Genomic DNA, 22,287 nt, shown 5'->3' with positions numbered 1-22,287 from the left:
TAAAAGGAAGATGCCTGATGCTTTTGTTGGTTGTCGCATTCGCAGTTTTCGTGGCCTGGAGCTGGTTGAGTTACCCGGCCATCGGTCATTGGCTCTATGACTTGAACATGTCGATAGAGGCCAAGCTGTATGGACTGCACAAAATTGTCGTGCCGATCGCCGAAATGACCGTCTCGACCTGGCAAGGCGGGCCGTACGAAGCGTCCAGCAGCGTGCTGATGCTCCACGGCTACAGCGCCGACAAAAATATCTGGCTGCGCTTTGCCCGGCACTTTGTCGGCAACTATCGGGTGATCATCCCCGACATCGCCGGCCATGGCGAAACCGGCTTCAAGGCGGGCGGCGGCTATGACATTCCGTTGCAGGCCAAGCGGATGATCCAGTTGCTCGATGTCTGCGGCGTCGAGAAAGTCCACGTGATCGGCAACTCGATGGGCGGCTACATGGCTGCCTGGCTCGCGGCCACGTACCCGGACCGCATTGTTTCGGTGGCCCTGATCGACCCCGCGGGTGTCACCGCCCCCGAAGCCAGCGACCTGGAGCGGCATTTGGCCAAGGGCCACAACCCGTTCCTGATTCATTCACGGGAAGAATTCCAGCGTTTCTACGCCATGACCATGGCCGAACCGCCATGGGTACCCAAAGTGGTGCTGGACGCCATCGCGCAACGCTATGAACAGCAATGCGAGGAGCTGGAAGAAATCTTCAGGGACTTTCGCGCCAGCCCGCCGATGGAGCCGAAACTGCCCGACATCAAGTGCCAGGCGCTGTTGCTGTGGGGGCGCAAGGACCGCTTGATCGATGTCAGCAGCGTGGCGATCTGGAGCAAAGGCATCGCTGATCTGCGAGTGGAAGTCTGGGACCACACCGGCCATATGCCGATGGTGGAACATCCGACGATTGCGGCGCGACTGTATCGGGAATTTTTGGCATCGCTGCGCTCGGAAAGCCCTCAGGACCAGCGGTTGCACTGAGCATGCAGTCCTTTGAAGAATGAAGTTCGTAAGATTCTTCGTTTGTCGGCGCCGCGCAAGGCTGCGATCTTTTCCCGCATCCTTTACGTCACCGCACCAGGAATTGTTTTCATGAGCCACCCGAACTTCGTCAGCCCTGACCTGATCCGCCAACGCTTTTCCAAAGCGATGTCCGACATGTACCGCGAAGAAGTGCCGCTCTATGGCGCGCTGATGGAACTGGTGGAACAGACCAACCGTCACGTGCTGGACAGCGATCCACAGATCGCCCGACAGTTGAACAGCACCGGTGAAATCCAGCGCCTGGACCTGGAGCGGCATGGCGCGATCCGTGTCGGCACCGCCGATGAACTGGCCACCCTCGCCCGGCTGTTTGCGGTGATGGGCATGCAGCCGGTGGGTTATTACGACCTGACCCCGGCCGGTGTGCCGGTGCACTCCACGGCTTTTCGCGCGGTGCATGAAGCGGCGTTGCAGGTCAGCCCGTTCCGGGTATTCACCTCCCTGCTGCGCCTGGAACTGATCGAAGACACGGAACTGCGAGCGTTTGCCCAATCGGTGCTGGATAAGCGTTCGATCTTCACGCCCACGGCGCTGATGCTCATCGAGCGCGCCGAAACCCAGGGCGGCCTCACCGAACAGGAGGCCCAGGACTTCGTCGAGCAGGCGCTGGAAACGTTCCGCTGGCATCACACCGCCACCGTGACCGCCGAGCAGTACCGCAAACTCAGCGCCCAGCATCGCCTGATCGCCGACGTGGTGGCGTTCACTGGCCCGCATATCAACCACCTGACGCCGCGCACCCTGGACATCGACATCGTCCAGGCGCAAATGCCTGCCCACGGCATCACCCCCAAAGCGGTGATCGAAGGCCCGCCCCGCCGTCAGTGCCCGATCCTGTTGCGCCAGACCAGTTTCAAAGCCCTGGACGAGCCTGTCGCCTTCACCGATCAAGCCGAGAATCGTGGCAGCCACAGCGCCCGTTTCGGCGAAATCGAACAACGCGGCGCGGCGCTCACCCCCAAAGGCCGGGCGCTTTACGACCGTTTGCTCAACTCTGCCCGGGATGAATTGAAAGACTTCCCCAATGAGGCCAATGCCGCACGTTACAACGCGCTGATGGCGCAGCACTTTGCAGAATTCCCTGACACCGTTGAGGGCATGCGCCAACAGGAACTGGCGTACTTTCGCTACTTCGTCACGGAAAAAGGTTTGGGGGCCGATGAGCTGAAATCGTGGTCGCTGGAGGATCTGCTCAGCGGCGGCTATTTGCGGGTTGAACCGTTGGTGTACGAAGATTTCCTGCCCGTGAGCGCTGCGGGGATTTTTCAGTCGAACCTGGGGGATGCGGCGCAAACCCACTATGGCGTGCAGTCAAACCGGCAGGTGTTCGAGAAGGCGCTGGGGCGAGCGACGATTGATGAGTTGGCGTTGTATGCCGAGACGCAGCGGCGCTCGATCGAGGAATGTTTCGCTGCGTCGAGCCTCGCGATCTGAGGCGTGGCACGAACGTGTAGCAACTGGCGCAGCCTGCGTCCGGCTGCGAAGCAGTCGTTGTTTCAGCCGCCGCGGTCTTCAGACAAACCGTGTTTGCCGGTTTTACGACTGCTGCGCAGCCGGACGCAGGCTGCTACACGTTAGATTTAGCGGAGCTTCGCCAGCAGTTCTTGTGCCGCAGCCTCGGACGATGCCGGATTCTGACCGGTAATCAGTAAACCATCAGTGAGCACATAACTCGCCCAGTCAGCACCTTTGGAATAGACACCCCCCTTCTCCTTAAGCATGTCCTCCACCAAAAACGGCACAACCTTCGTCAGTTGCACAGCCTCTTCCTCAGTGTTGGTAAAGCCCGTCACGCGCTTGCCTTTGACCAGCGGCTGGCCGTCCGCGCCCTTGACGTGACGCAACACACCCGGTGCGTGGCAGACGGCCGCGACCGGTTTGCCTGCCTTGTAAAACGCCTCGATCAGAGCGATCGAAATGTTGTCTTCGGCCAAATCCCACAGCGGGCCATGGCCGCCCGGATAAAAAACCGCGTCGTAATCTTCAGCTCTCACGCTGCTCAGCAGAGCGGTAGAGGCCAATGCGGACTGGGCGGCAGAATCTTTGCGAAAGCGCTCGGTGGCCGCGGTTTGAGCGTCCGGCTCGTCGCTTTTTGGGTCCAGCGGTGGTTGACCACCCTTGGGCGAGGCCAGGGTCAACTGAGCGCCGGCGTCCTTGAAGGCAAAGTAAGGTGCGGCGAATTCTTCCAGCCAGAAGCCGGTTTTCCTACCCGTGTTACCCAATTGATCGTGTGACGTTAGAACCATCAGGATTTTCATGTCGTTCTCCTTGAGTTCGCAGATGTTCATTCATCTCGGCGCTGAGTTTGACCTCCAGGCTGCAGCATTCGTTGCACCTGTCACCCTAGCGCTTCTGCTGCCACTTTTCGGCGAATGAGACGATTGGTCACCGAATGATGGCTAAGCGCCTTGATGCGCAAGAAGTTGCGCACTCAGCGCTGCAAACGCCCTTCCCCGGTCGCTGATCGCCCAGCCTGTCAGGCGCCCCAGCCAAGTGCGCAAGAAGTTGCGCAGTACTGCGCAACTTCTTGCGCACATTCACCAGCGATCGCTGCCGAACATCCTCCGCGAGCTCCTGAAATTCTCTCAACCACCTGATTTATATAGCCTTTATCGTTTCTGGCACGGACCTTGATAACAGTCAGGCACCCACCGGGCGATACCGCCTCCCGGGCACCCTAACTTTTAGCAAGGAGCACATCCATGGCTACACCAGCGTACATGTCCGTCACTGGCGAAAAACAAGGTCTGATCACTGCCGGCGCATTCACCGCCGACTCGGTTGGCAACACCTACCAGGAAGGTCACGAAGACCAGGTCATGGTTCAGGCTTTCAGCCACGACGTGATCATCCCGCGTGACCCACAGTCCGGCCAACCGACCGGTCAGCGCGTCCACAAGCCAGTCGTGATCACCAAGGTGTACGACAAGGCTTCGCCACTGCTGCAGGCGGCTCTGACCTCCGGCGAGCGCATGAGCGAAATCGTTATCCAGTGGTACCGCACTTCGGCTCAAGGTACCCAAGAGCACTACTACACCACCAAACTGGAAGACGCGATCATCGTCGCCATCAACAACAAAATGCACAACTGCCAGGACCCGTCGAACTCGCACTTCACTCACCTGGAAGAAGTGCAATTCACCTACCGCAAAATCACCTGGACCCACGAAGTATCCGGTACTTCGGGTTCCGATGACTGGCGTCTGCCGGTCGCCTAACTCAGGCCGACCGTCTCAAGCATCGGCCAGCTCTGCTGGTCGATGTTGTTTTCGCCCTTCCAGAATTTTCGCGTCCGCAAGCTCCCTGCACGGGTGCCGGCGAGCGCCGCTGCACTGCACGAGGAACAAGGGATGTTCGCGCCGGCCAATCAAACTCACTTTGCCCTGACCATCGAAGGTCTTTCCAGCGACTTCCAGGTTTTCTCCCTGCAAGGTCGGGAAGCCATCAGCCAGCCTTTTGTGTTTGAGGTGGAGCTTGTCAGTGAACAGCCGTCCCTGGACCTCGAGACCCTGCTGCACAAACCGGCCTTTTTGCAGCTCTCGCCTGACGGCAGCGGCATTCATGGCCAGATCTATCGTGCTGCCCAGGGTGATTCCGGCAAACGCCTGACCCGCTACGCGGTGACCCTGCGCCCGCAACTGTCTTACCTCGCGCATCGCATCAACCAACGCATCTTCCAGAACCTCACCGTGCCGAAAATCATTGGCAGCGTCCTCGAAGAGCACGGCATCCAAAGCAATGCCTATGAATTCAAAGTCGGGGCGATTTATCCCGAGCGCATTTACTGCGTTCAGTACGATGAATCGGACCTGCAATTCATCCAGCGCCTGTGCGAGGAGGAAGGTATCCACTACCACTTCCAGCACAGCGCCACGGCCCACAAGCTGGTGTTCGGCGATGACCAGACGGTGTTCCCGAAACTCGCGCCCGTGGCCTACCAGCAAGACTCCGGCATGGTCGCCAACGACCCGGTGATCAAGCGCTTTGACCTGCGCCTGGAAACCCGCACCAGCCGCACCACCCGCCGCGACTACGACTTCGAAAAACCGCGCCTGACCCTGGAAAGCGAAAACCGTGGCGACGCCCTGCCCGACCTCGAAGACTACGACTACCCCGGCCGCTTCATCGACCGCGAACGCGGCAAGCACCTGGCCAAACGCGCCCTCGAACGCCACCGCAGTGACTTCCAGCTCGCCGAAGGCAAAAGCGATCAGCCGTTGCTGGTCAGCGGCCACTTCCTGGCCCTGACCCAACACCCGAAAGCCAAATGGAACGACCTGTGGCTGCTGACCGAAATCCTCCACGAAGGCAAACAGCCGCAAGTGCTGGAAGAGTCGGTCACCAGCGACACCACCAACCTGAAAGGCGATTTCCACCAGGGCTACCGCAACCGCTTCCAGGCCACCCCGTGGGACGTGCCGAACCGCCCGCCTCTGACTCAAAAGAAACCGCGCATCCTCGGCAGCCAAAGCGCCGTGGTCACTGGGCCAAAAGGTGAAGAAATCCACTGCGACCCATACGGTCGCGTCAAAGTGCAATTCCACTGGGACCGCGAAGGCCAGGCCGACGACAAGACCAGTTGCTGGCTGCGCGTCTCCTCCGCCTGGGCCGGCGCCCACTACGGCGGCATCGCCATCCCGCGCATCGGCATGGAAGTGCTCGTCACCTTCCTCGAAGGCGACCCCGACCAACCACTGATCAGCGGCTGCCTGTACCACAAGGAAAACGTCGTCCCGTACGACCTGCCGGCGAACAAAACCCGCAGCACCTTCAAAACCCTGAGTTCCCCCGGTGGCGGCGGTTACAACGAACTGCGCATCGAAGACAAAAAGGGCCAGGAACAAATCTTCCTGCACGCCCAACGCGACTGGGACGAAAACGTCGAACACGACCAGAAGATTCGCGTCGGCAACGAACGCCACGACACCGTCGAGCAAAACAGCTACAGCGAATTCAAGGCCGAAGAACACCACACCGTCTACGCCGACCGCAAAGTCGAAACCCGCGCCAACGACCACCTCACCGTGGGCGTCAACCAGCACATCAAAGTCGGCACCGGCCAATTCATCGAAGCCGGCCAGGAAATCCACCTGAGCAGCGGCATGAAAGTCGTGCTCGAAGCCGGCAGTGAACTGACCCTCAAGGGCGGCGGCAGCTTCATCAAGATTGATGGCAGCGGCGTGACCCTGAGCGGGCCGGTGATCAACATGAACTCGGGTGGCAGCCCCGGCAACGGCACCGGCGCCGCACCACTGATGCCCGGCGTGCTGAAACAGGCCGACGCGGATAAGGCTGGCGCGGTCCTGACCCCGGCACAGATCAACACCCTCAAACGCAACGCGCCGTTCTGTGAAGAGTGCGAAAAATGCAAGGCAGGTGCTTGTGCGATCTGATCTTTTGACCCCGCAGGATTGGCTGGCTGAACGGCCGTTGCAGGCTAATGAACGTCTTTATTTGATTGTCAGTGCGTCGAGCGATGCCGAGCCACTGAAGGCCTTCTACCAGCAGGAGATGGCACCGGAACTGATCTCGATCTGGAGCGGCACGCCGTACGCCGATTGGCAGCCCGTGATGCCCTACCTCGCCGAGCTAAAACCCAGCGCCGGTTTCCTTCAGTGGATTGCTGAAACCGACGCTCAGGATTGGGGCTGGCTGGCGGTGTCCATCAGCACTCCGGATGTGGTCTTCGAACATCTTCGCAGTTTGACTCAGGTGCGTATGCCCGATGGGACCGAGGTGTTTTTTCGGTTCTGGGATGGGCGGCATATTTACCCGATTCTAGAAGGATTGGGTGCTGGCGCGGGAGAAGTTTTGCCGGTGTTCGACCGCTACCTGATCAATGGCCAGACACTGGAAGTGGGACCGAGGGGAGTGCCACCGGCCAAGGCCTGGCCGTGGTGGGAGGTGCCGCAGAAGTTAGTCGACACGCTGGCCGAAAAAGACCACACCACCGTCGTCGACAACCTGATGCAGTGGCTGGGAGAGGACTGCCCGGAACTGTTCTTCGCCTTCCCCGAAAGTAACTTGCGCCACAAGGTCGAGCGCTTCGTGCGCCAACAATCCAATACAGAAGATATGGCAGAGCGTCTTGCTGCTGAGCTGACAAAGGAAGTCACGTCATGATTGATCCCATCGGTAAATTGGTCCTTCAAGTCCTGGACGCCAAGACGCCTGACGTGAGCCTTATCCTCAAGGACTTCAAGAATTGCCTGAGCGACTACAAGGACTGGGCAGACGGCTTCTGGACCGGTTGGGCGTTGGACGTGGATCAGACCTTCAAGGTAGGCAATGAAGTCAGCCTCACCAAGCGAAAGACCAAGACGGGACCGGTTGAAACCTACGCCACCTGCCCGCTGGTAGGCGACTTCACACTGATCCACATGTTCGAGTCGGCGCGATTTGTACCGATCGGCAACACACCAGTGAAACTGGAACCTGTCACCAAAGGCACCTTCTACGATGACGTCACTGGCCCTGTCATTGAAACAACAATTGGCCCAAGCGGCATCAAGGTTATCGACCGTTGCAAGAAAGGCCAGATGTACCGCATCACCTTTTTCCCAAACGTATCCCAAAGCAATGTCAAAGCGCTGTACGACTCCTACCAGGGCGTGATCGGCAATCTCAATGGTTGGTTGCAAAGTGAATGGTCGGGCAAGTTTCAGCCACTGTGGGCCAGCTACTCCGCCGCTGATCGCATGGGCCGCTCCGTCATCCTCGTGAAACAAGCGATGGATGGCTTGGAGAAAGCATTACTCAGGCTGTGGGATGACATCAAAAGCCTGTTCGAACTTCTCGCGAACCCTGAAGTTAAGAAAAACCTCGAAAGGCTCCGCGATTTCTTGTCAGACGCCGAGATCGACAAGATTTATGCCGCATCCAAGGAATCGCTTGCGTCAGGCCTGTTGATCCTTAGTGACGAACCGCTGATGTTCATCTACATCTCGGCGATCGTGGCTTGGGTCGGCATGTTGCCGCCGCAGGTCGTCGTCGACGTAGTGACAGCCATTGCGTCGGAGTTCCTGATCAACGTGGTGCTGGGCATTTGCCTGACTGGTGGTATGGGGATCGCAGTGCGAGTGGGGACCAAAACCCTGTCCACGGTCAAGACCGGTACGGCGATCAAATACCTCGAAGAGCTGGCCGCGAAGCTATTGACGTTGAGCGGCAAACACAGCCTGCCAGCCCACGCCGAAGTGTCGAAGCCATTGATTGCCAGTGCCAAGAATGTGCCAATGAAGCCGGCTAAAACGGCGGCACTCAAAATCGACAAGGCCGCCGCCAATGGTTCTAAAAGTCAGGTACCGAAAACAACGGATACACCGAAGCAGGAAGTGAAAGACGCTTCTTCGTTTCCTCGTAAAAAGGCAGAGCAACAAACCAGCCTTCAGCCAAAGGAGAAGGTCGACGACGTTTCTACTCAGTCGAAAACACCGGACGACAAAAGTGCCGCCTGCGCCAAGAATACCTGCACCAACAACTGCCCGGTTTCCATGGTCACGGGAGAAGAGCTGCTGACCCTGACCGACGGCGAACTCGGCGGTCTGCTACCGTTCAGCTGGACGCGCCTCTATCGCACCAGCGCCGCAGAAATCGATTGCGGTCTCGGTTACGGCTGGAGCCACGCCTTGGCGCAACGCGTCGACGTCAACGACGGCGAAGTGATCTGGACCGACCACGAAAACCGCGTTACCACGTTTCCGTTGCCCACTGTGCAGCGACCAGCAATCACCAACAGCCTGTCAGAAGCTGCAATCTTCATCGGTGACGATCCTTCCGAGCTGATCCTCACCCAAGCCGACGAACGCACGCGGTTCTACCACTTCCGCTACAACAGTAATGGCGCCACGCTGATCGCTATCAGCGACGACTATGACAACCGGCTGCACATTACCCGTGACATCCACGGTCGAATCAAACGTGTCGATAACGGTGCCGGTCGCGCCCTCCTCGTGCGTTACGATCGAAAACACATCGTCGCCATCGACTATCAGCAGTTCAGCCCGGCAGACAATCTGGAAGATGCCTGGAGCACCATCCAGACGTTGGTCACCTATGGCTACGATGCCCAGCGCCGCTTGATCGAAGCCAAAAACGCTGCCGGTGAAGCCGAGCGTTATGCCTACAACGACCAAAACGTCATTCTCGAGCGTCAACTGGCCGGGGGCGCCAGTTTCTACTGGGAATGGGAAAAAGAAGGTAAATCGGCGCGCTGCATCCATCACTGGGCAAGCTTCTCGCAGATGGACGCGCATTACGCCTGGGATGACAAAGGCAGCGTCACGGTTACCAACGCTGACGGCAGCGAAGAGGTCTACACCCACGACGATAAGGCTCGACTGGTCGCCAAAGTCGATCCGGACGGTGCGGAACACCTCAAGGCCTATGATGACAAAGGTCGCCTGATCGCCGAAAAAGACCCACTCGGTGCAGTCACCGAATACCAGTACAACGACGCCGGCCGACTGGTCACGGTCATTCCACCGGAAGACACCCCGACCACTTACGAGTACTACCGCGGGTTTGTCCGTGTGGTAAACCGCGGCCCGGCAAAGTGGACATACTGGCGCAACGATCAGGGCGACATCACCGAACAAGTCGACCCGAATGGCAACTCAACCCACTACAGCTACAACCGCCAGGGCCGTCTGCTGGAGATCCGCCACCCCGACGGTAGCCGCCATCAACTGGGCTGGAACAACCTTGGCCAACTGCTCGAAGAACAGCTACCGGATGGCGGCCAACGCAAATACCGCTACGACACCTTGGGTCGGCTGATCACTCGTCAGGAAGAAAGCAGCGCGATCACTCACTACCAATGGGACGCTGCCAACCGCCTCGCGCAAATCACCCTACCTGGTGGTGCTACACGCACCTTCACCTATAACGCCTATAGCAAAGTCACTGCTGAATGCGATGAACTGGGCCGCGTCACCCGCTACGAATACGCCGACGGCCTGCACTTGGTCAGCCGTCGTATCAATCCAGACGGCAGCCAACTGCGCTACCACTACGACAACGCGCGCCTATTGCTCAGCGACATCGAAAACGAACGTGGCGAGCAGTACCACCTCGATTACTACCCAAACGGCCTAATCCAGCAGGAAATCGGGTTCGACGGTCGCCGTACTGCCTATGAGTACGACCTCAACGGCCAACTGCTGAAGAAAACCGAATTCGGCGACGACGGTAGTGAGCTGGTCACGGAGTACCAGCGCGACGCCGCTGGCCGTCTGCAGGTGAAAACCTTGGCCGACGGCCAGGAAATTCACTACAGCTACGACGCCCTCGGCCGTTTGGTCAACGTCGACGACGGCCAATGGCCGCTCGCCTACGAGTACGACCGTCAAGACCGCCTGATCACCGAACACCAGGGCTGGGGCACCTTGCGTTATGAGTACGACACCCTCGGCCAGTTGAGCCATTTCCGCCTCCCCGACGGCAGCGCACTCGACTACCGCCACCAAACCGGTGGCCGTCTGAGCAGCATCGACCTCAATGGCTCCCGCCTGACCACGCACAAGTTCAGTGCCGGGCGTGAACAGCAGCGTCAGCAAGGCTTGTTGCTCAGCCAATACCAGTACGACGAACAAGGTCGCCTGCAAGCCCACAGCGTCAGCCAGCAAGAACACTACCTATTCCAGCGCCGCTACGCCTACGATGCTAACGGCAACCTCGCCGGAATCGACGACAGTCGCAAAGGAAACCGCAGCTACCACTACGATCCGCTTGACCGCTTGATCAATGTTCGTGGCACCACCCCGGAAAGCTTCGCTCACGACCCCGCGGGCAACCTCCTCGGCCAAAGCGACCAGCCGACTGCGAACCTGGTCAATGTCAAAGGCAACCGCCTGCTGATGCAAGGCGACCGCCACTACGACTACGACGCCCACGGCAACCTGATCCGCGAACGTCGCGGCGTCGGACAGAAACTAGTTACCGAGTACCGCTACGACTGCCAGCATCGCCTGATTGGAGTGACCCTGCCCGGCGGCAGCGTCGCGAGCTACCAGTACGACGCCTTTGGCCGCCGTATCGCCAAAACCGTTGACGGCCACACCACAGAATTTCTGTGGCAGGGCGAACGCCTCATCGCCGAAAGCGCTCACAACCGCTATCGCAGCTACATCTACGAACCGGGTAGCTTCCGCCCATTGGCGATGCTCGATGGCGAAGGTCCGCTGAAAGCCACGCCGTTCTACTATCAACTCGACCACCTCGGCACCCCGCAGGAACTCACCGACTACAGCGGCGAGATCATGTGGTCGGCGAAATACCGCGCCTACGGCAACCTCGCTACGCTGGATGTCGCTGAAATCGACAACCCGCTGCGCTTCCAGGGCCAGTACTTCGATGCGGAAACTGGGCTGCACTACAACCGGCATCGTTATTACAATCCGGGCACTGGGCGGTTTCTGACGCCGGATCCGATCAAGCTGGCAGGTGGGTTGAACAACTACCAATACGTACATAACCCAACGAGTTGGGTGGATCCGTTGGGGTTGGATCAGTGCCCAGGGGCTCCAGGGTGTAAGCCAAGTATTAATGGGGCGGAGGATCCGCCCACGGTAAACCGCAACGAAGCCTTAAGTGGTATGGCAACGCCATTGGACCCTCATGCTTATAGCGTTTTGTACGAGGCCAAAATTGGCCCGGATGTTCTAGCCGTTCCAAACCGCGCAGAACATTTTAAGGTTGCAAACGAAAGCCTTTTAAAATCAGCCAACACCGATGCAGACTTTAATAAAATCATGGAAACCATGGTGCCAGGATTCAGGCGTGTAAAGGGCACCAAGATACCTACCAAAGGTATTAGCCCTGGTAAAGAAGTCACATGGCATCACGTACCAGGAACGGATACACTCCAACTGGTATGGCGCTATCAACATGAACAATCGAAAGGCCCTCAATGGAATGCTCTTTGGCAGAAGCTGTTCCATCCTGGAAACAAAGGGGGCTTTGCAGATGGAAAAAAATAATTACGGAGGTCTGAAATGAAATTTGACTGGAGCTCTTTTGGGATTGAACAAGGTTCCTCAGTTGATAGCAATACGATTTCCCAAGTACAAAAACTACTTGGTGTAAGCTTTCCAAAGTCATACTTGGACTTGGTCACATATTCCGACGAAGCCTCTCCAGAGGTATCTGCATTTTCATATGGCGACGAAGGGACTTGCATAAGCGAGTTCTTTTCGTTCTCGCCTGATGTGACCCCATATACCATCTCATGGTACTTAGGGGCAGGAAAACCTCCGGGGCTTCCCAAAGGAATGGTCCCTATAGCAAGGGATGCAGGTGGTTACCTGGTTTGCCTGAATTTCAAAACGCCCTCCATTACTGTTGAGATTTTCGATCCAAACTCAAGCAGTACTTACTTTATTGCTAGTGATTTTGATGATTTTGTTAACTCGTGGAGTGAATAGGAGGAGTAGCGAAAAAAGTCGTGCAATCCCGTGATCCGGTTTTGCATACACCACGCCAGATAGTTGGGGGGCAGTATAGTGCGTGTAGCATTGTTTAAAAACAGCGAAGTATCCTTCTTGCAGCTACTTAACGATGCTGATGTTTCCTATGAGAAGCTGTATCCGGCTTATGGCTCTGTAATGGCATCGGGTACCATGATTGTTCTTGGTCAGACAGCCGCCATAGCGGGATCAATGGCTACCATAATTGTAGCTTGGCTCAAAGTTCGCTCCAGCCGAAAAGTCATTATCACACTAAAGGATAAACAGGTAGTGCAATTGGAAGGCTATTCTGCCGGCGAAGTTAAGGAATTGTTGCAGATGGCGGAGCAAATTGCAGTCATTGATACGCTATCCCCAAATTCCATTAAATAGTCCCTTTTGAGTTGAGCCAATTTGATGCCTGGGAGCAACTTCAATGATCAGCAATTTTGAAAAAGCGCTAAACAGAGATGAATTCCCGGAATACTTCAGAGGTAGTGGCATTTACTTTACGAAAGCCCCCGACTGGGGAACCCAGCTTCACGTCATTAATTGGCAAGGTCTTTGTGGGTTTCTAAAAACACAAAAAAATCCAGTTGCAACCCTGAAAAACGCATTCGAAAAATACCTAAAAACCATCACAAACAGTATAGTGGATGCAAACGATCTTCTAGAAAACATAGGCTGCTACTACTACATGCGAAAAAAGATTCCAACCTTATCTGAAAACGGGTTTGATCTAATTCGCGACCTATCACACAACGAAAAACAAATAATTTCCAATTGTATGGAATTTCTGCATCAAGAAATTTATAAAATCAATAATGCACAGGATATTGAAACTTACAATCGACGCATAACAAAGCTTGCCAATGATGGCGGACCAAAAAATTTCAGAAACCTGTGACCATAAAAAATCGAACGCCACAAGGCATTACGAGTGCGGATTAAATGAGATTAAGGGGGGACAGATTAATTTCTACGCACTCACAAAAATAAACCCGCCCTTTTAGTTAGTCCCACTTTAGTCATCAAACGCGGAACAAAGAAGCAGCGCTGATCGGATCTGAAAGCATCACCCCATGGATAGTGGCTTGGGAGCGCTGTTGAAAAACTTTGCCTACTGGGAAAATCCCCAATGAAAACCACGTTTGAAATCGCCTTAAATCAGCATGAAATTTCCGATTTTTTCAAAGGAGATGGCATCTATTTCGCCAAGGGATCCGAATGGGGCGACCATCTATACATAAGCAACTGGCAGGAGATGTGCGGCGTACTAAAAACCCAAAACACGGCGCAGAGCTTACTGACAACTTTATTTCAAGAATACGTTCAATGCCTGGATGAAAACTACGAAGATGCTGAGGGGCTATTTTCCAACATAGCAGCCTTTTACATTGCAAGAGACATGTTTCAATTTTTATCGACCGACAACTACGACCTTATTGAGAGCCTCGAGACAAAAGACAAAGAAAACATAGGCCGCCTATTTAGACTCTTAAGAAAAGATTACGACAGAAAGAACAAAAATCTACCAAATTACTCTTTCGATCAAGAAATTCAAAAATTAAAAAGAAACGGCTGCACCATCGAACTAGAGGCTCTTTAAGGGAAAATAAAAACAAAGGGGACTGATTTATTTTCTATGTAACCACGAAAATAAATCCGCCCCCTTTTTTTATACTTAGACTTCATATAAAGTTGTCAGATTTTTTCTACACACTCGAAAATAACTCTCTCTTCTTTCGACTGCAAATCCCGCTGAAAATAAATCTAGGAATCATCTGGCCGATCTCCCCACCTCACAGAGGTGGCGCGAAATCAAACATGCTCACCACTGACCTGGCCGGTGAACTCGAAGGTTCACACCAGTTGTACGTAGTCGACCGACGATTACAGGTACGGGCGATCTAACGATCGCCCGTTTTTTATGCATTTCAAGTCAGCAACCCTTCCTCAACCTCATACTTAACCACCACCCGATTCTTATAAAGCCGCTCACTCTTCAACACCTGACTCTCCTGCCCCTTGCTCCTGATCTCCCGCCATATCTCGTTCTCGCGAAAAACCCGCCCACCGTCCCGCACAAACCGATGCCCGAGTTGATAAACGTGATATCGAAACTCTCTCGCCTGATCGCACAACAACTCCCCTTCCAACTGTTGCTCGGCGACATTGAGCTTCAACTGAAAATGGCGATTAGTCGGGTTATGCAATACCAGGTCAATGTAGTTGTAGAAGATCGCAGCCCCGGACCCGAATGGCAGAACTCGCCCTTCGTCAGGAAAGGGATCGAAGCTGTGGTTCGACCGTTCAACCACGACCAGCGGCGAGTGAATCGCCATCCAGTGAATCAGGTTGCTCAGTTGGCAGATCCCGCCGCCGATGCCCGCTGCGTGCTTCACCAAATGACAGCTCCATGCCTTCGACATAACCGCGTTTGCGGGTGGGTCGGCCCACGAGGCGGCAGAATGAAAAGTACTCGCCTGGGCCGATGATGACGCCGTCCATCGAATCGACGGCCAGTTTCAGGTTGATGACTTTGTTGTGTTGCAGGGCAAGATCGGAGTTGCCGAGTTTGCGGATCAGTTTGGAGGTGTGCTTGAGGTAGCGAAATGGCAAGCGGGAAACGGTGTTCAGCGAAACAGCGTATTGCTTGCGGGAGAAGCGCCACGCCAAGTGCCGGAACAGTCTTTTTTGCCACACGCGGAGCCAGTAGAGCGCCGGGTGGTAAAGGGAGAGTGGTTTCATCCGTGTCAGAACGGCGGCTGCCGTTTTCTTCCTTGATCTGCAAAATGCCGCGCATCTTAACGTATTGCTGCAGGTGTGTGTCGCACGTCGATAAGGTGTTCGCCCAGTGTAATGGCCTGGCAATCCATGCACCGGTAAAGAGCCCTGACACTGGGCGAACGGGAAGTATTTTAATTGAAGTCTTCGAATATGTCCGCGTATATGAACATGAAATTTATCGAAACAACATTTGATTAAATGTCGGCCCAAATACTATTTTACAAACCCGCAAACTCACCAGTTAGACCATTAAAACTGATTGTTCTTATACAGAAAAGTTGTACAAGAACAATCAATATATAGAGCTAATACTCAACTTCAGTGCTTGCTGGTCACTGTCAATATGTCGGTATAGGTCACGACGACACTCTGTCCAACTTTCAGGTCTTTCAATTTCGCTTGAACTTCGGGCCTTACGACGTCAACGGTCTTGGACTGGCCGGCGGGGTTTTCGAAGGTTACCCGGTTTTTCTTCAGGTCGATTTTGGTGATTTTCAGTTGGACCTGCACCTGACGGTAGGCTTCGCCGCCCGGGTTGTCGCTGCCGGGGGCTGCGCGGACTTCGCCAGCGCGTTCGACGGTGCCTGGCAGGCCCTTGTCGACATCGGTGTCGAGGTAGGCAGCGACGGAGCGGGTAACCTTGACGTTAACTTGATCGCCGACTTTCAGAGCTTTGAGGTTTTTGGCCTTTTCGGTCAATTGCACATGGACCTGACGACCTTCCGGCCCTTCAAGAACGACCTGATGGTTGGCAGCATCGACCGAGACAACTTTGGTGGTGACCTGATCCGCCTCCACAACGGCAGACAGCGGGATGTCCGCAGCCATAGCGCTAAGGCTGGCGGCAGACAGCAGCGTTGCGAGGGTGATGGCTTTAGTCAGTGTGTGAAGTTTCATAAGCGGTACATTCCCTGTGAATTGGAGGCAGCAACGAGCGCTGAACCACCGTTCAGCGCCCTCTGCGCAAATGAGCATAGACGCTGATCAGGGAGTGTTCGAAATTTCTTGGAGCGCTCCTCAAGCCTCGGGATCGTCGACTTCCTGGGCGACGTTCACGGCAGGCGAATCTTTATGGGATTGATCGGCCTGGGCCTTCAAGGCTTGCCACTGTTCCAGGTCAATGGCGCCCTGCCCCAGCAAGTCGTCGGCCACCCGCAGCAGTTCGGCGTAATGGGCGTCGGGGGATTGTTGCCAGTAGGCCTTGTCTTCGAACAGGCGCTGCCAGGCATCGAGGTCGGGGGGTTTTAGGTCTTCGCTCATGAGTGAGCTCCTGCGAGGCGTTCTAACGGTAGAGGCTTGCGCACCGTTTGGAGTTCCGGGGGATTTGGTGAGAAGGAGGGTCAAAGGATCGCAGCCTCGTTTCACTCGACAGCTGCTACAGGGGGTTAGTAGCCGGTCATTTCGAGGTAGCCCGTCCCGCCGCTGAATTGCACGGGGCCTTCCCAATAGGGAATGCGCAAAGCCATCCACGCGTTGGGGTTGAGCGCGCTGATCGTGATGTCGAGGTGTTTGTCGGGGATTTTGATCGACCAGCGTACCGGCATCAAACGTCCGGCGACTTTCGCGGTGTCTTGCGGTGTGAGGCTGATGTCGGCAGCGTGCAATAGCTGCGTCTGGCCTTGAGCGTCGATCCAGGTGCCGGTGAGGTAAGGCGCGCCGTCCTTTTGCCGCATGCGGTAGAGCATCACCTGTTCGCCGCTGTCCAGGTGCAGGGAAAACCAGTCCCACCCGGTCTGGTTAGCGGTCAGGGGTTGGCTGCTCCACTCGCGGTCGAGCCAGGCCGGGCCACTGACTTGATAGGTTTTGCCGTCGATTTCCAGTGTGCCGCTGGCCTGAAAAAACGGCTGACTGTAGTAGTACGACGCTTGCCCTTGTTCGGATTTCTGGCTGAAGCCTTTGTCGCCCTGAAGCACCAAAGGACGTGTGGAGGTCAGCCGCAGTTGATAGCCAAAATCCTTGTCCCGGGCGTTGAGTTGAAGCTGCACCATAGGCTCGGAGCCCTGACTGCTGAAACGCCAATCATCGATCCACGCGTTGAACGGTTCGAGACTCACGCCAGCCTGGCCAACGCCACCACGGGCGTAACGCTCGGCGGCGTGATGCACGGTCGACGATGTCACGGCTGCGTGGCCAAGCCAGATAATTTGATTACCCCAGCCGGCCACTTCGGACGTCGCTTTCAAGGCGCTGCGAAACAGCGTCCATTGGGCGCCGAACTCGCGTCCCTGATCGTCCTTGAGGTTGGCGGTGACGTACCACCATTCAATGCGAAAACCGTCATGAGGACCGTGATCCGCCGGAAAGCTGAACACCCGACCGGGCACCACCGGGGTGAACGCAGCGGCCTGATGACCCAGCCCGGCGAAGCCTTTCTCAACCGGCGCCGAGTTATCGCACCCGCTCAATAACGCCAATATCAACACACCGACCTTAATCTTCATGAGCAAACGTCCTAAGCAGATTCGCCGGTTGCGTGCGGTACAGCGAATACAGCGGCCACGCCGACGCCAGTAAAGTCGCCAGCAGTGCCAGCCCCATCAACTGCAATAGCTGCATCGGAAACACCCGCAGCGGCAAGCGCCAACCGAAGGCCTGGACGTTGATCACCGTGTCCAGGCACCACGCCAGCGCGATCCCCAACGGCAACGCCAGCACCAGAGTCAGCACCGCCAGCAACCAGGTCTGTCCGAGATTGAGCAGCATCAGTTGCCGGCGAGTCACACCCAGCGCCCACAGGGGGGCGAGTTGCCCGAGGCGGCTCTGACTTTGCGTCAACAGGCTGATGAACAGCGCCACGCCCGCCACGCAGAGGGTCAGGCTGTTGAGCGCGGCGGTCGCGGCAAAGGTGCGTTCGAACACTTGCGTGGACCAACCCTTGAGCCGGGCCTGATCGACGATGCGGCTGTCCTCCAGCGTGAAGCGTGTTTGCAGCGCGGTCAGGAAATCAGGGATCAACGTCGGGTCGATGCGCAGGTTGAAACGGCTCGGTGTCAGCTGCGGCCAGCCGCGCAGCAGATGGTTGACGTTGACCAGCAGGTGGCCCTTGGGATTGCCGTAGTCGGCGTAGATGCCGACGATCCGTGGCGACCAGGTGCCATTGGGTGTGGGGATCGTCAGGTGATCGCCAAGGCGCACCTTCAGCCGACGGGCCAGTTGTTCGCTGAGCATCAGCGCATCGTCCTTGGCCAGACGGTCCCACGGGTTGTCGCCCAAGGCTTCCAGCAGCGGCCAATGCTGGCGATACGTCGGGTGATCGATCACGCCGAAGACGTCCGCCGGCCAGCCTTGCAACTGGATCGACACTTGCCAGTTGGGCAGCACCGCCGTGAGTCCGGGTTGCTGCTTGAGCCAGGTTTGCAGCTCTCTGGCCTGGGCCGGATTTTGCGGATTAACGTAGAGTTCGGCGGTCAGGCGTTGTTCCAGCCAATCGCTGAAGGTCTGACGAAAACCGGCCGTCATGCTGCCCGCGCCAATGTTCGCCGCCAGTGCCAACAACAGCGCCATCAGCGCCAGGCTCAGGGCCGGTAGTTGCTGGCGGCAGTCGGCGAGAAACCATTGGCCGAGCACCGAGCGACTGCGATGCAGCACTCGGTTCAGCACCCAGTTGAGCACCACCGGCAACGCCAGCGCAGCGCCGATCAACAGTGCCGCCATCAGCACGAAGCCACTGCCCAGGCTGTCGCCAAAGATCAACGCCAGCGTTGCGATCACCGCGGCAATCGCGGCAACCCAACCCTGGCGCCGCAACCAGCGCGCGTGAGCCTGATGCCAGGCTTGCGGGTCGGCCAGGGCCAGCAAAGGCAGGCGCGCGGCCCGCAACAAACTGTTGGCCCCCGCCAACGACGCCCCCAACAGACTCAGGCCGACGCCGCTGAGCCACCACCACGGACTGAGGCTCAACTGCCCCGCCACTTCGGCGCCGTACAACCCGCGCAGACTCGCGGCGACATCCGGCAGCAGCACGCTGGCCAGCAGGTAGCCGCTGGCGACGCCGACCAGTCCGCCGATCAACGCCAGACCACCCAGTTCAACCGCCAGACAGGCAATCAGCATCCGTGCACTGACACCGCAGGCGCGCAGGGTTCTGAGCAAGCCACGGCGTTGTTCCAGCGCCAGGCCGATCGCGGCGTGGACGATGAACAGCCCGACCACGAATGACAGAAACCCCAGCGCATCGAGGTTCAGGTGAAAGCTCTCGGTCAGGCGCGACAAATTGTTCTCTTCGCCGCTGGTTTTGAGCTGCAGTTGTCCCTTGAATTGCTCAGGCAGCGGCGCGGTGAAACCCTTCGGCAGCAGCAGGCGCGACAGCTGATCCGACAGGCCGAGAATCTGCTGGGCGAAGCCGATGTCTACCAACAACACACCGGGGGCCATGTCGGGTTGGGCATGCAGCGGCGGCAAGGCCTGACCACCCAAAGTCAGGGGGCGCTCGCCTTCATGCAGACCCAAAACCTGCAACGTCTGCGACGAAATCCAGGTACTGCCCGGCGGGCTGAAAAACTTGACAACCTGCTCAATCGCCAACGCCTGCCCGGCCACTGAGGAACCGGCGGGCAGCGACACCGGCTCGATGCCCATCAACTGCAAGCGTTGGTCGTCATGACCCTTGAGCGTCACCCGGCCTTGCAGGACCGGCGACACCGGCCAACCCAAACGGCGCAAGTCGACAAACACCTGCTGGGAAAAGGTTGCGCTACTGGGTGAGCTGAGGCTGGCCTGGGGTTCGCCGCCGATCAACTGACTGGCCCGGGCATAGCTTTCGCGCGCCTGGCTGTTCAGCGCCTGCACGCCGGTCAGCAGACTGGTGGCGAGCCAAAGTCCGGTCAGCACACTGAAAAACTGCACCGGATGCTGTCGCCAATGACTGAGCAGCGCGCGCAGCGTCTCGCGAAAGACCCGCACTTCAGCGCTCGTCCGCGCCAGCCAGACGGCCACCGTGGAGCACCACCTTCTCTGCCAGCCGCGCGGCAACCCGAGGGCTGTGGGTGACCATCAACAAGGTGGTGGGACTGTCGTCGAGCAACTCCAGCAATAACTTCAAGACCTCATCGCTGGTGGCTTCATCGAGGCTGCCGGTGGGCTCGTCCGCCAGCAGCAGTTTTGGCTGCGACGCCAGGGCCCGGCCCAGCGCGACCCGTTGCTGCTGGCCGCCGGACAGCTGTTCCGGATAACGCTGCAGCAACTCAGCCAAGCCCAGACGTTGCACCAGATGCGCCTGCCAGCGCGGATCATGGCGCCCGGCCAGTCGCGCCTGGAACGCCAGATTGTCCTCCACGCGCAGACTGCCGATCAGGTTGAACTGCTGAAACACCAGGCCGATTTCGGTCCGCCGCCAGTTCGCCAGTTGCCCTTCGTTCATCTGCTCCAGCCGATATTCGCCGCTGCGGATGCTGCCGCGATCGAGCTTGTCCAGTCCGGCAATCAGGTGCAGCAAGGTGCTCTTGCCACTGCCCGACTCCCCCATCAACGCCAGGCTGCTGCCGGGTTTCAAGGTGAGGTCGACACCTTGCAGAACCGGCAGTGGGCCCTGGGGAGTGGCGTAGCTTTTGAAGACGCCTTGGACCGAAAGCATGGGGAAAACCGTTCGATGTGCGTGGAGCAAGGATAGCGGACGACAGCTGCACCGCGAATAGGTCCCGATCCTGGAACCTATCGCTTCACCGCCACCCACGTAAAACACAACGGCAACTGCGCCGTTTGCTGCTCATACCGATCATAGAGTTCCTCGCGGTTGGAATGCGGGTACTCCTTGAAGTGGCTGATCAGCAATCCGGCGTCGATGGCGCCGGTGAAGATGGCGCCCAAGGTGTGGACGAACCAGTAGGACGGCGCCGCCTGCTGGTCGACTTTGCCTTCGTAGACGATCGGTTGGTCCTGCACGAATGGTTCGCTGCGAAAGTACGAGCTGTCCGGCCGATACGGATCGGCGGACTCGGGGTCGAACATTTCGAGGAAGGGATGGGTTTCGTACACCACCAGGCTGCCACCGGGCTTGAGGGTTTGCGCGACGTGGCGGAAGAATTCGCCGATGTCCGGCATCCAGTTCAACACACCGATGGTGATCAGGGTCACGTCGAAGCGGCCATGAAGCTCTGGCGGCAAGTGATGGATGTCTGCCTCGATGAACTCAGGCGCATGGGGCGAGCGTGACGCCAGTTCCCGTGCCTGATCAAGAAACGCCTCGGACTGGTCGACGCCTACGACGCTTCGGGCACCCAACGCAAACAACGACAAGCTTTCGCGGCCGTTGTTGCAGCCCAGTTGCACCACGTCCTTGCCGTCGACACTGACCTGCGCCAGCAAGCCGCGCAAGGTGTCGTCGATACAGCAGAAATCACGCTGTGCCACGTCCTGCAAGAGTGACGGCCATTCGGGATTATCTTTATGGTGTCTAGCAGAGTCATTCCAGGCATCGCGGTTGCTGGCGATGACTGTTTCGGTTGATGGCATTTCCATTGCTCGCTCCAGAATTCGGGTCTTGATTGACCGGCCCGAGTCTAGATCAACGATTTTGAAGAACCCATGTGGCGTTTGTTGGAATGTTGTAAGCCGGCAACGCCAACGTACGGCAGCTATAGTTAATGACCTTGGGGATTTGCGGGAAAAACCGATTTCGCAGGTGCTGCCATGAAAACCACCGATCCGAGGCTATTGCTCGCCCTCTGCCTGATCACCACAACCGGTGCTCACGCGGACGACAGCCTGACACCCACTACCGATTACAGCAGTGGGTTCAACTATTACGGGGCCGACCAACCCTTCGCTCACCCCGTGCCACCGTCACTGAGCACCGTGCCGCCCGGCTCGTACATCCCGACAGCACCTCAGGACTTCATCCCCATTTCGAGTCAGCATAATTTCTACGACTCAAGATTGCCGACGGTAGCGGATGCCACGGTTCGAGTGTTCATCCGCTCCTACGATCAGCAACGCGGTGTCTACGTGAACGAAGAAGTCTTCGACCCCACGTGCCTGCTCGCGTGCCTCAGCCGTCAGGGGCCATTGATGCAATAAGG

18 protein-coding genes and 1 pseudogene are annotated in these 22,287 nt (G+C 57.3%); 11 read left to right on the top strand and 8 right to left on the bottom strand.

All coding sequences use genetic code 11. The features are described from left to right. Positions 1-17 precede the first annotated feature (17 nt). Positions 18-974, top strand: a complete 957-nt coding sequence (locus tag QF010_RS19120; RefSeq protein WP_429533696.1) for an alpha/beta fold hydrolase — start codon at positions 18-20, stop codon at positions 972-974. Between the two features lie 111 nt (positions 975-1,085). Next, complete coding sequence (hglS, locus tag QF010_RS19115; protein WP_429533695.1) at positions 1,086-2,471, top strand: 2-oxoadipate dioxygenase/decarboxylase HglS; 1,386 nt, start codon at positions 1,086-1,088, stop codon at positions 2,469-2,471. Between the two features lie 146 nt (positions 2,472-2,617). On the opposite strand, the gene QF010_RS19110 is transcribed toward hglS, so the two are convergent. Beyond that, complete coding sequence (locus QF010_RS19110) at positions 2,618-3,295, bottom strand: type 1 glutamine amidotransferase domain-containing protein (RefSeq protein WP_429533694.1); 678 nt, start codon at positions 3,293-3,295, stop codon at positions 2,618-2,620. 444 nt (positions 3,296-3,739) lie between these two features. On the opposite strand from QF010_RS19110, the gene QF010_RS19105 reads away from it, so the two are divergent. From QF010_RS19105 to QF010_RS19070, 8 genes are all read left to right on the top strand, one after another. Continuing rightward, on the top strand, positions 3,740-4,255 hold the full coding sequence (locus tag QF010_RS19105; RefSeq protein ID WP_033058787.1) for an Hcp family type VI secretion system effector: 516 nt from the start codon (positions 3,740-3,742) through the stop codon (positions 4,253-4,255). A gap of 132 nt (positions 4,256-4,387) precedes the next feature. Beyond that, entirely contained in the window at positions 4,388-6,430 is a 2,043-nt protein-coding gene (locus tag QF010_RS19100; RefSeq protein ID WP_429533693.1) for a type VI secretion system Vgr family protein, read from the top strand. Further along, positions 6,420-7,160, top strand: coding sequence for a DUF4123 domain-containing protein (locus QF010_RS19095; RefSeq protein ID WP_429533756.1), 741 nt, complete (start codon positions 6,420-6,422; stop codon positions 7,158-7,160). Before QF010_RS19100 ends, QF010_RS19095 begins: the two co-directional genes overlap by 11 nt. Continuing rightward, a complete protein-coding gene (locus QF010_RS19090) occupies positions 7,157-12,016 on the top strand; it encodes an RHS repeat-associated core domain-containing protein (protein ID WP_429533692.1) in 4,860 nt (1,619 codons plus the stop codon). The genes QF010_RS19095 and QF010_RS19090 overlap by 4 nt, the downstream gene beginning before the upstream one ends. Positions 12,017-12,031: 15 nt before the next feature. Further along, positions 12,032-12,460 (top strand): SMI1/KNR4 family protein, encoded by a 429-nt coding sequence (locus QF010_RS19085; protein WP_429533691.1) that lies wholly within the window; start codon positions 12,032-12,034, stop codon positions 12,458-12,460. A 78-nt stretch (positions 12,461-12,538) separates the two neighbouring features. Continuing rightward, the gene (locus QF010_RS19080) at positions 12,539-12,874 is read left to right on the top strand and encodes a hypothetical protein (RefSeq protein WP_429533690.1); all 336 of its coding nucleotides are present in this window, start codon (positions 12,539-12,541) and stop codon (positions 12,872-12,874) included. A 43-nt stretch (positions 12,875-12,917) separates the two neighbouring features. Continuing rightward, entirely contained in the window at positions 12,918-13,388 is a 471-nt protein-coding gene (locus tag QF010_RS19075; RefSeq protein ID WP_429533689.1) for a hypothetical protein, read from the top strand. A 231-nt stretch (positions 13,389-13,619) separates the two neighbouring features. Continuing rightward, positions 13,620-14,090 carry a hypothetical protein gene (locus tag QF010_RS19070; protein ID WP_429533688.1) on the top strand — a complete coding sequence of 157 codons (471 nt, stop codon included), beginning with the start codon at positions 13,620-13,622 and terminating at the stop codon, positions 14,088-14,090. 328 nt (positions 14,091-14,418) lie between these two features. On the opposite strand, the pseudogene QF010_RS19065 reads toward QF010_RS19070, so the two are convergent. The 7 genes and pseudogenes from QF010_RS19065 to QF010_RS19035 all read right to left on the bottom strand — a co-directional run bounded on the left by QF010_RS19065 (position 14,419) and on the right by QF010_RS19035 (position 21,727). Further along, positions 14,419-15,232: pseudogene (locus QF010_RS19065) on the bottom strand (VanW family protein). A gap of 357 nt (positions 15,233-15,589) precedes the next feature. Further along, positions 15,590-16,168: a hypothetical protein gene (locus QF010_RS19060; protein ID WP_429533687.1), complete on the bottom strand. Its 579-nt coding sequence runs from the start codon at positions 16,166-16,168 to the stop codon at positions 15,590-15,592. Positions 16,169-16,288: 120 nt separating this feature from the next. Further along, on the bottom strand, positions 16,289-16,531 hold the full coding sequence (locus QF010_RS19055; protein ID WP_046055418.1) for a hypothetical protein: 243 nt from the start codon (positions 16,529-16,531) through the stop codon (positions 16,289-16,291). 125 nt (positions 16,532-16,656) lie between these two features. Further along, positions 16,657-17,712, bottom strand: a complete 1,056-nt coding sequence (locus QF010_RS19050; protein ID WP_429533686.1) for a lipocalin-like domain-containing protein — start codon at positions 17,710-17,712, stop codon at positions 16,657-16,659. Continuing rightward, positions 17,702-20,173, bottom strand: coding sequence for an ABC transporter permease (locus QF010_RS19045; protein WP_033058899.1), 2,472 nt, complete (start codon positions 20,171-20,173; stop codon positions 17,702-17,704). The genes QF010_RS19050 and QF010_RS19045 overlap by 11 nt, the downstream gene beginning before the upstream one ends. A 1-nt stretch (position 20,174) precedes the next feature. Further along, positions 20,175-20,843, bottom strand: a complete 669-nt coding sequence (locus QF010_RS19040; protein WP_033058807.1) for an ABC transporter ATP-binding protein — start codon at positions 20,841-20,843, stop codon at positions 20,175-20,177. 77 nt (positions 20,844-20,920) lie between these two features. Further along, on the bottom strand, positions 20,921-21,727 hold the full coding sequence (locus QF010_RS19035) for a class I SAM-dependent methyltransferase (RefSeq protein WP_033058809.1): 807 nt from the start codon (positions 21,725-21,727) through the stop codon (positions 20,921-20,923). Between the two features lie 171 nt (positions 21,728-21,898). Between QF010_RS19035 and QF010_RS19030 the strand changes: the two genes are divergently transcribed. Beyond that, complete coding sequence (locus tag QF010_RS19030) at positions 21,899-22,285, top strand: hypothetical protein (protein WP_033058811.1); 387 nt, start codon at positions 21,899-21,901, stop codon at positions 22,283-22,285. Positions 22,286-22,287: the final 2 nt, after the last annotated feature.

It is taken from the genome of Pseudomonas silensiensis (assembly GCF_050434865.1).
GTDB classification, from domain to species: Bacteria; Pseudomonadota; Gammaproteobacteria; order Pseudomonadales; family Pseudomonadaceae; genus Aquipseudomonas; species Aquipseudomonas fluorescens_W.
This window is presented reverse-complemented; position numbering and strand designations above follow the sequence as displayed.

Bases quoted from the DNA above. Each gene is read 5' to 3' on its own strand.
- QF010_RS19100 (WP_429533693.1), top strand. From the start codon at position 4,388: ATGTTCGCGCCGGCCAATCAAACTCACTTTGCCCTGACCATCGAAGGT.
- hglS (WP_429533695.1), top strand. From the start codon at position 1,086: ATGAGCCACCCGAACTTCGTCAGCCCTGACCTGATCCGCCAACGCTTT.
- QF010_RS19085 (WP_429533691.1), top strand. From the start codon at position 12,032: ATGAAATTTGACTGGAGCTCTTTTGGGATTGAACAAGGTTCCTCAGTT.
- QF010_RS19090 (WP_429533692.1), top strand. From the start codon at position 7,157: ATGATTGATCCCATCGGTAAATTGGTCCTTCAAGTCCTGGACGCCAAG.
- QF010_RS19050 (WP_429533686.1), bottom strand. From the start codon at position 17,712: ATGAAGATTAAGGTCGGTGTGTTGATATTGGCGTTATTGAGCGGGTGC.
- QF010_RS19110 (WP_429533694.1), bottom strand. From the start codon at position 3,295: ATGAAAATCCTGATGGTTCTAACGTCACACGATCAATTGGGTAACACG.
- QF010_RS19030 (WP_033058811.1), top strand. From the start codon at position 21,899: ATGAAAACCACCGATCCGAGGCTATTGCTCGCCCTCTGCCTGATCACC.
- QF010_RS19055 (WP_046055418.1), bottom strand. From the start codon at position 16,531: ATGAGCGAAGACCTAAAACCCCCCGACCTCGATGCCTGGCAGCGCCTG.
- QF010_RS19105 (WP_033058787.1), top strand. From the start codon at position 3,740: ATGGCTACACCAGCGTACATGTCCGTCACTGGCGAAAAACAAGGTCTG.
- QF010_RS19075 (WP_429533689.1), top strand. From the start codon at position 12,918: ATGATCAGCAATTTTGAAAAAGCGCTAAACAGAGATGAATTCCCGGAA.
- QF010_RS19120 (WP_429533696.1), top strand. From the start codon at position 18: ATGCTTTTGTTGGTTGTCGCATTCGCAGTTTTCGTGGCCTGGAGCTGG.
- QF010_RS19035 (WP_033058809.1), bottom strand. From the start codon at position 21,727: ATGGAAATGCCATCAACCGAAACAGTCATCGCCAGCAACCGCGATGCC.
- QF010_RS19040 (WP_033058807.1), bottom strand. From the start codon at position 20,843: ATGCTTTCGGTCCAAGGCGTCTTCAAAAGCTACGCCACTCCCCAGGGC.
- QF010_RS19070 (WP_429533688.1), top strand. From the start codon at position 13,620: ATGAAAACCACGTTTGAAATCGCCTTAAATCAGCATGAAATTTCCGAT.
- QF010_RS19060 (WP_429533687.1), bottom strand. From the start codon at position 16,168: ATGAAACTTCACACACTGACTAAAGCCATCACCCTCGCAACGCTGCTG.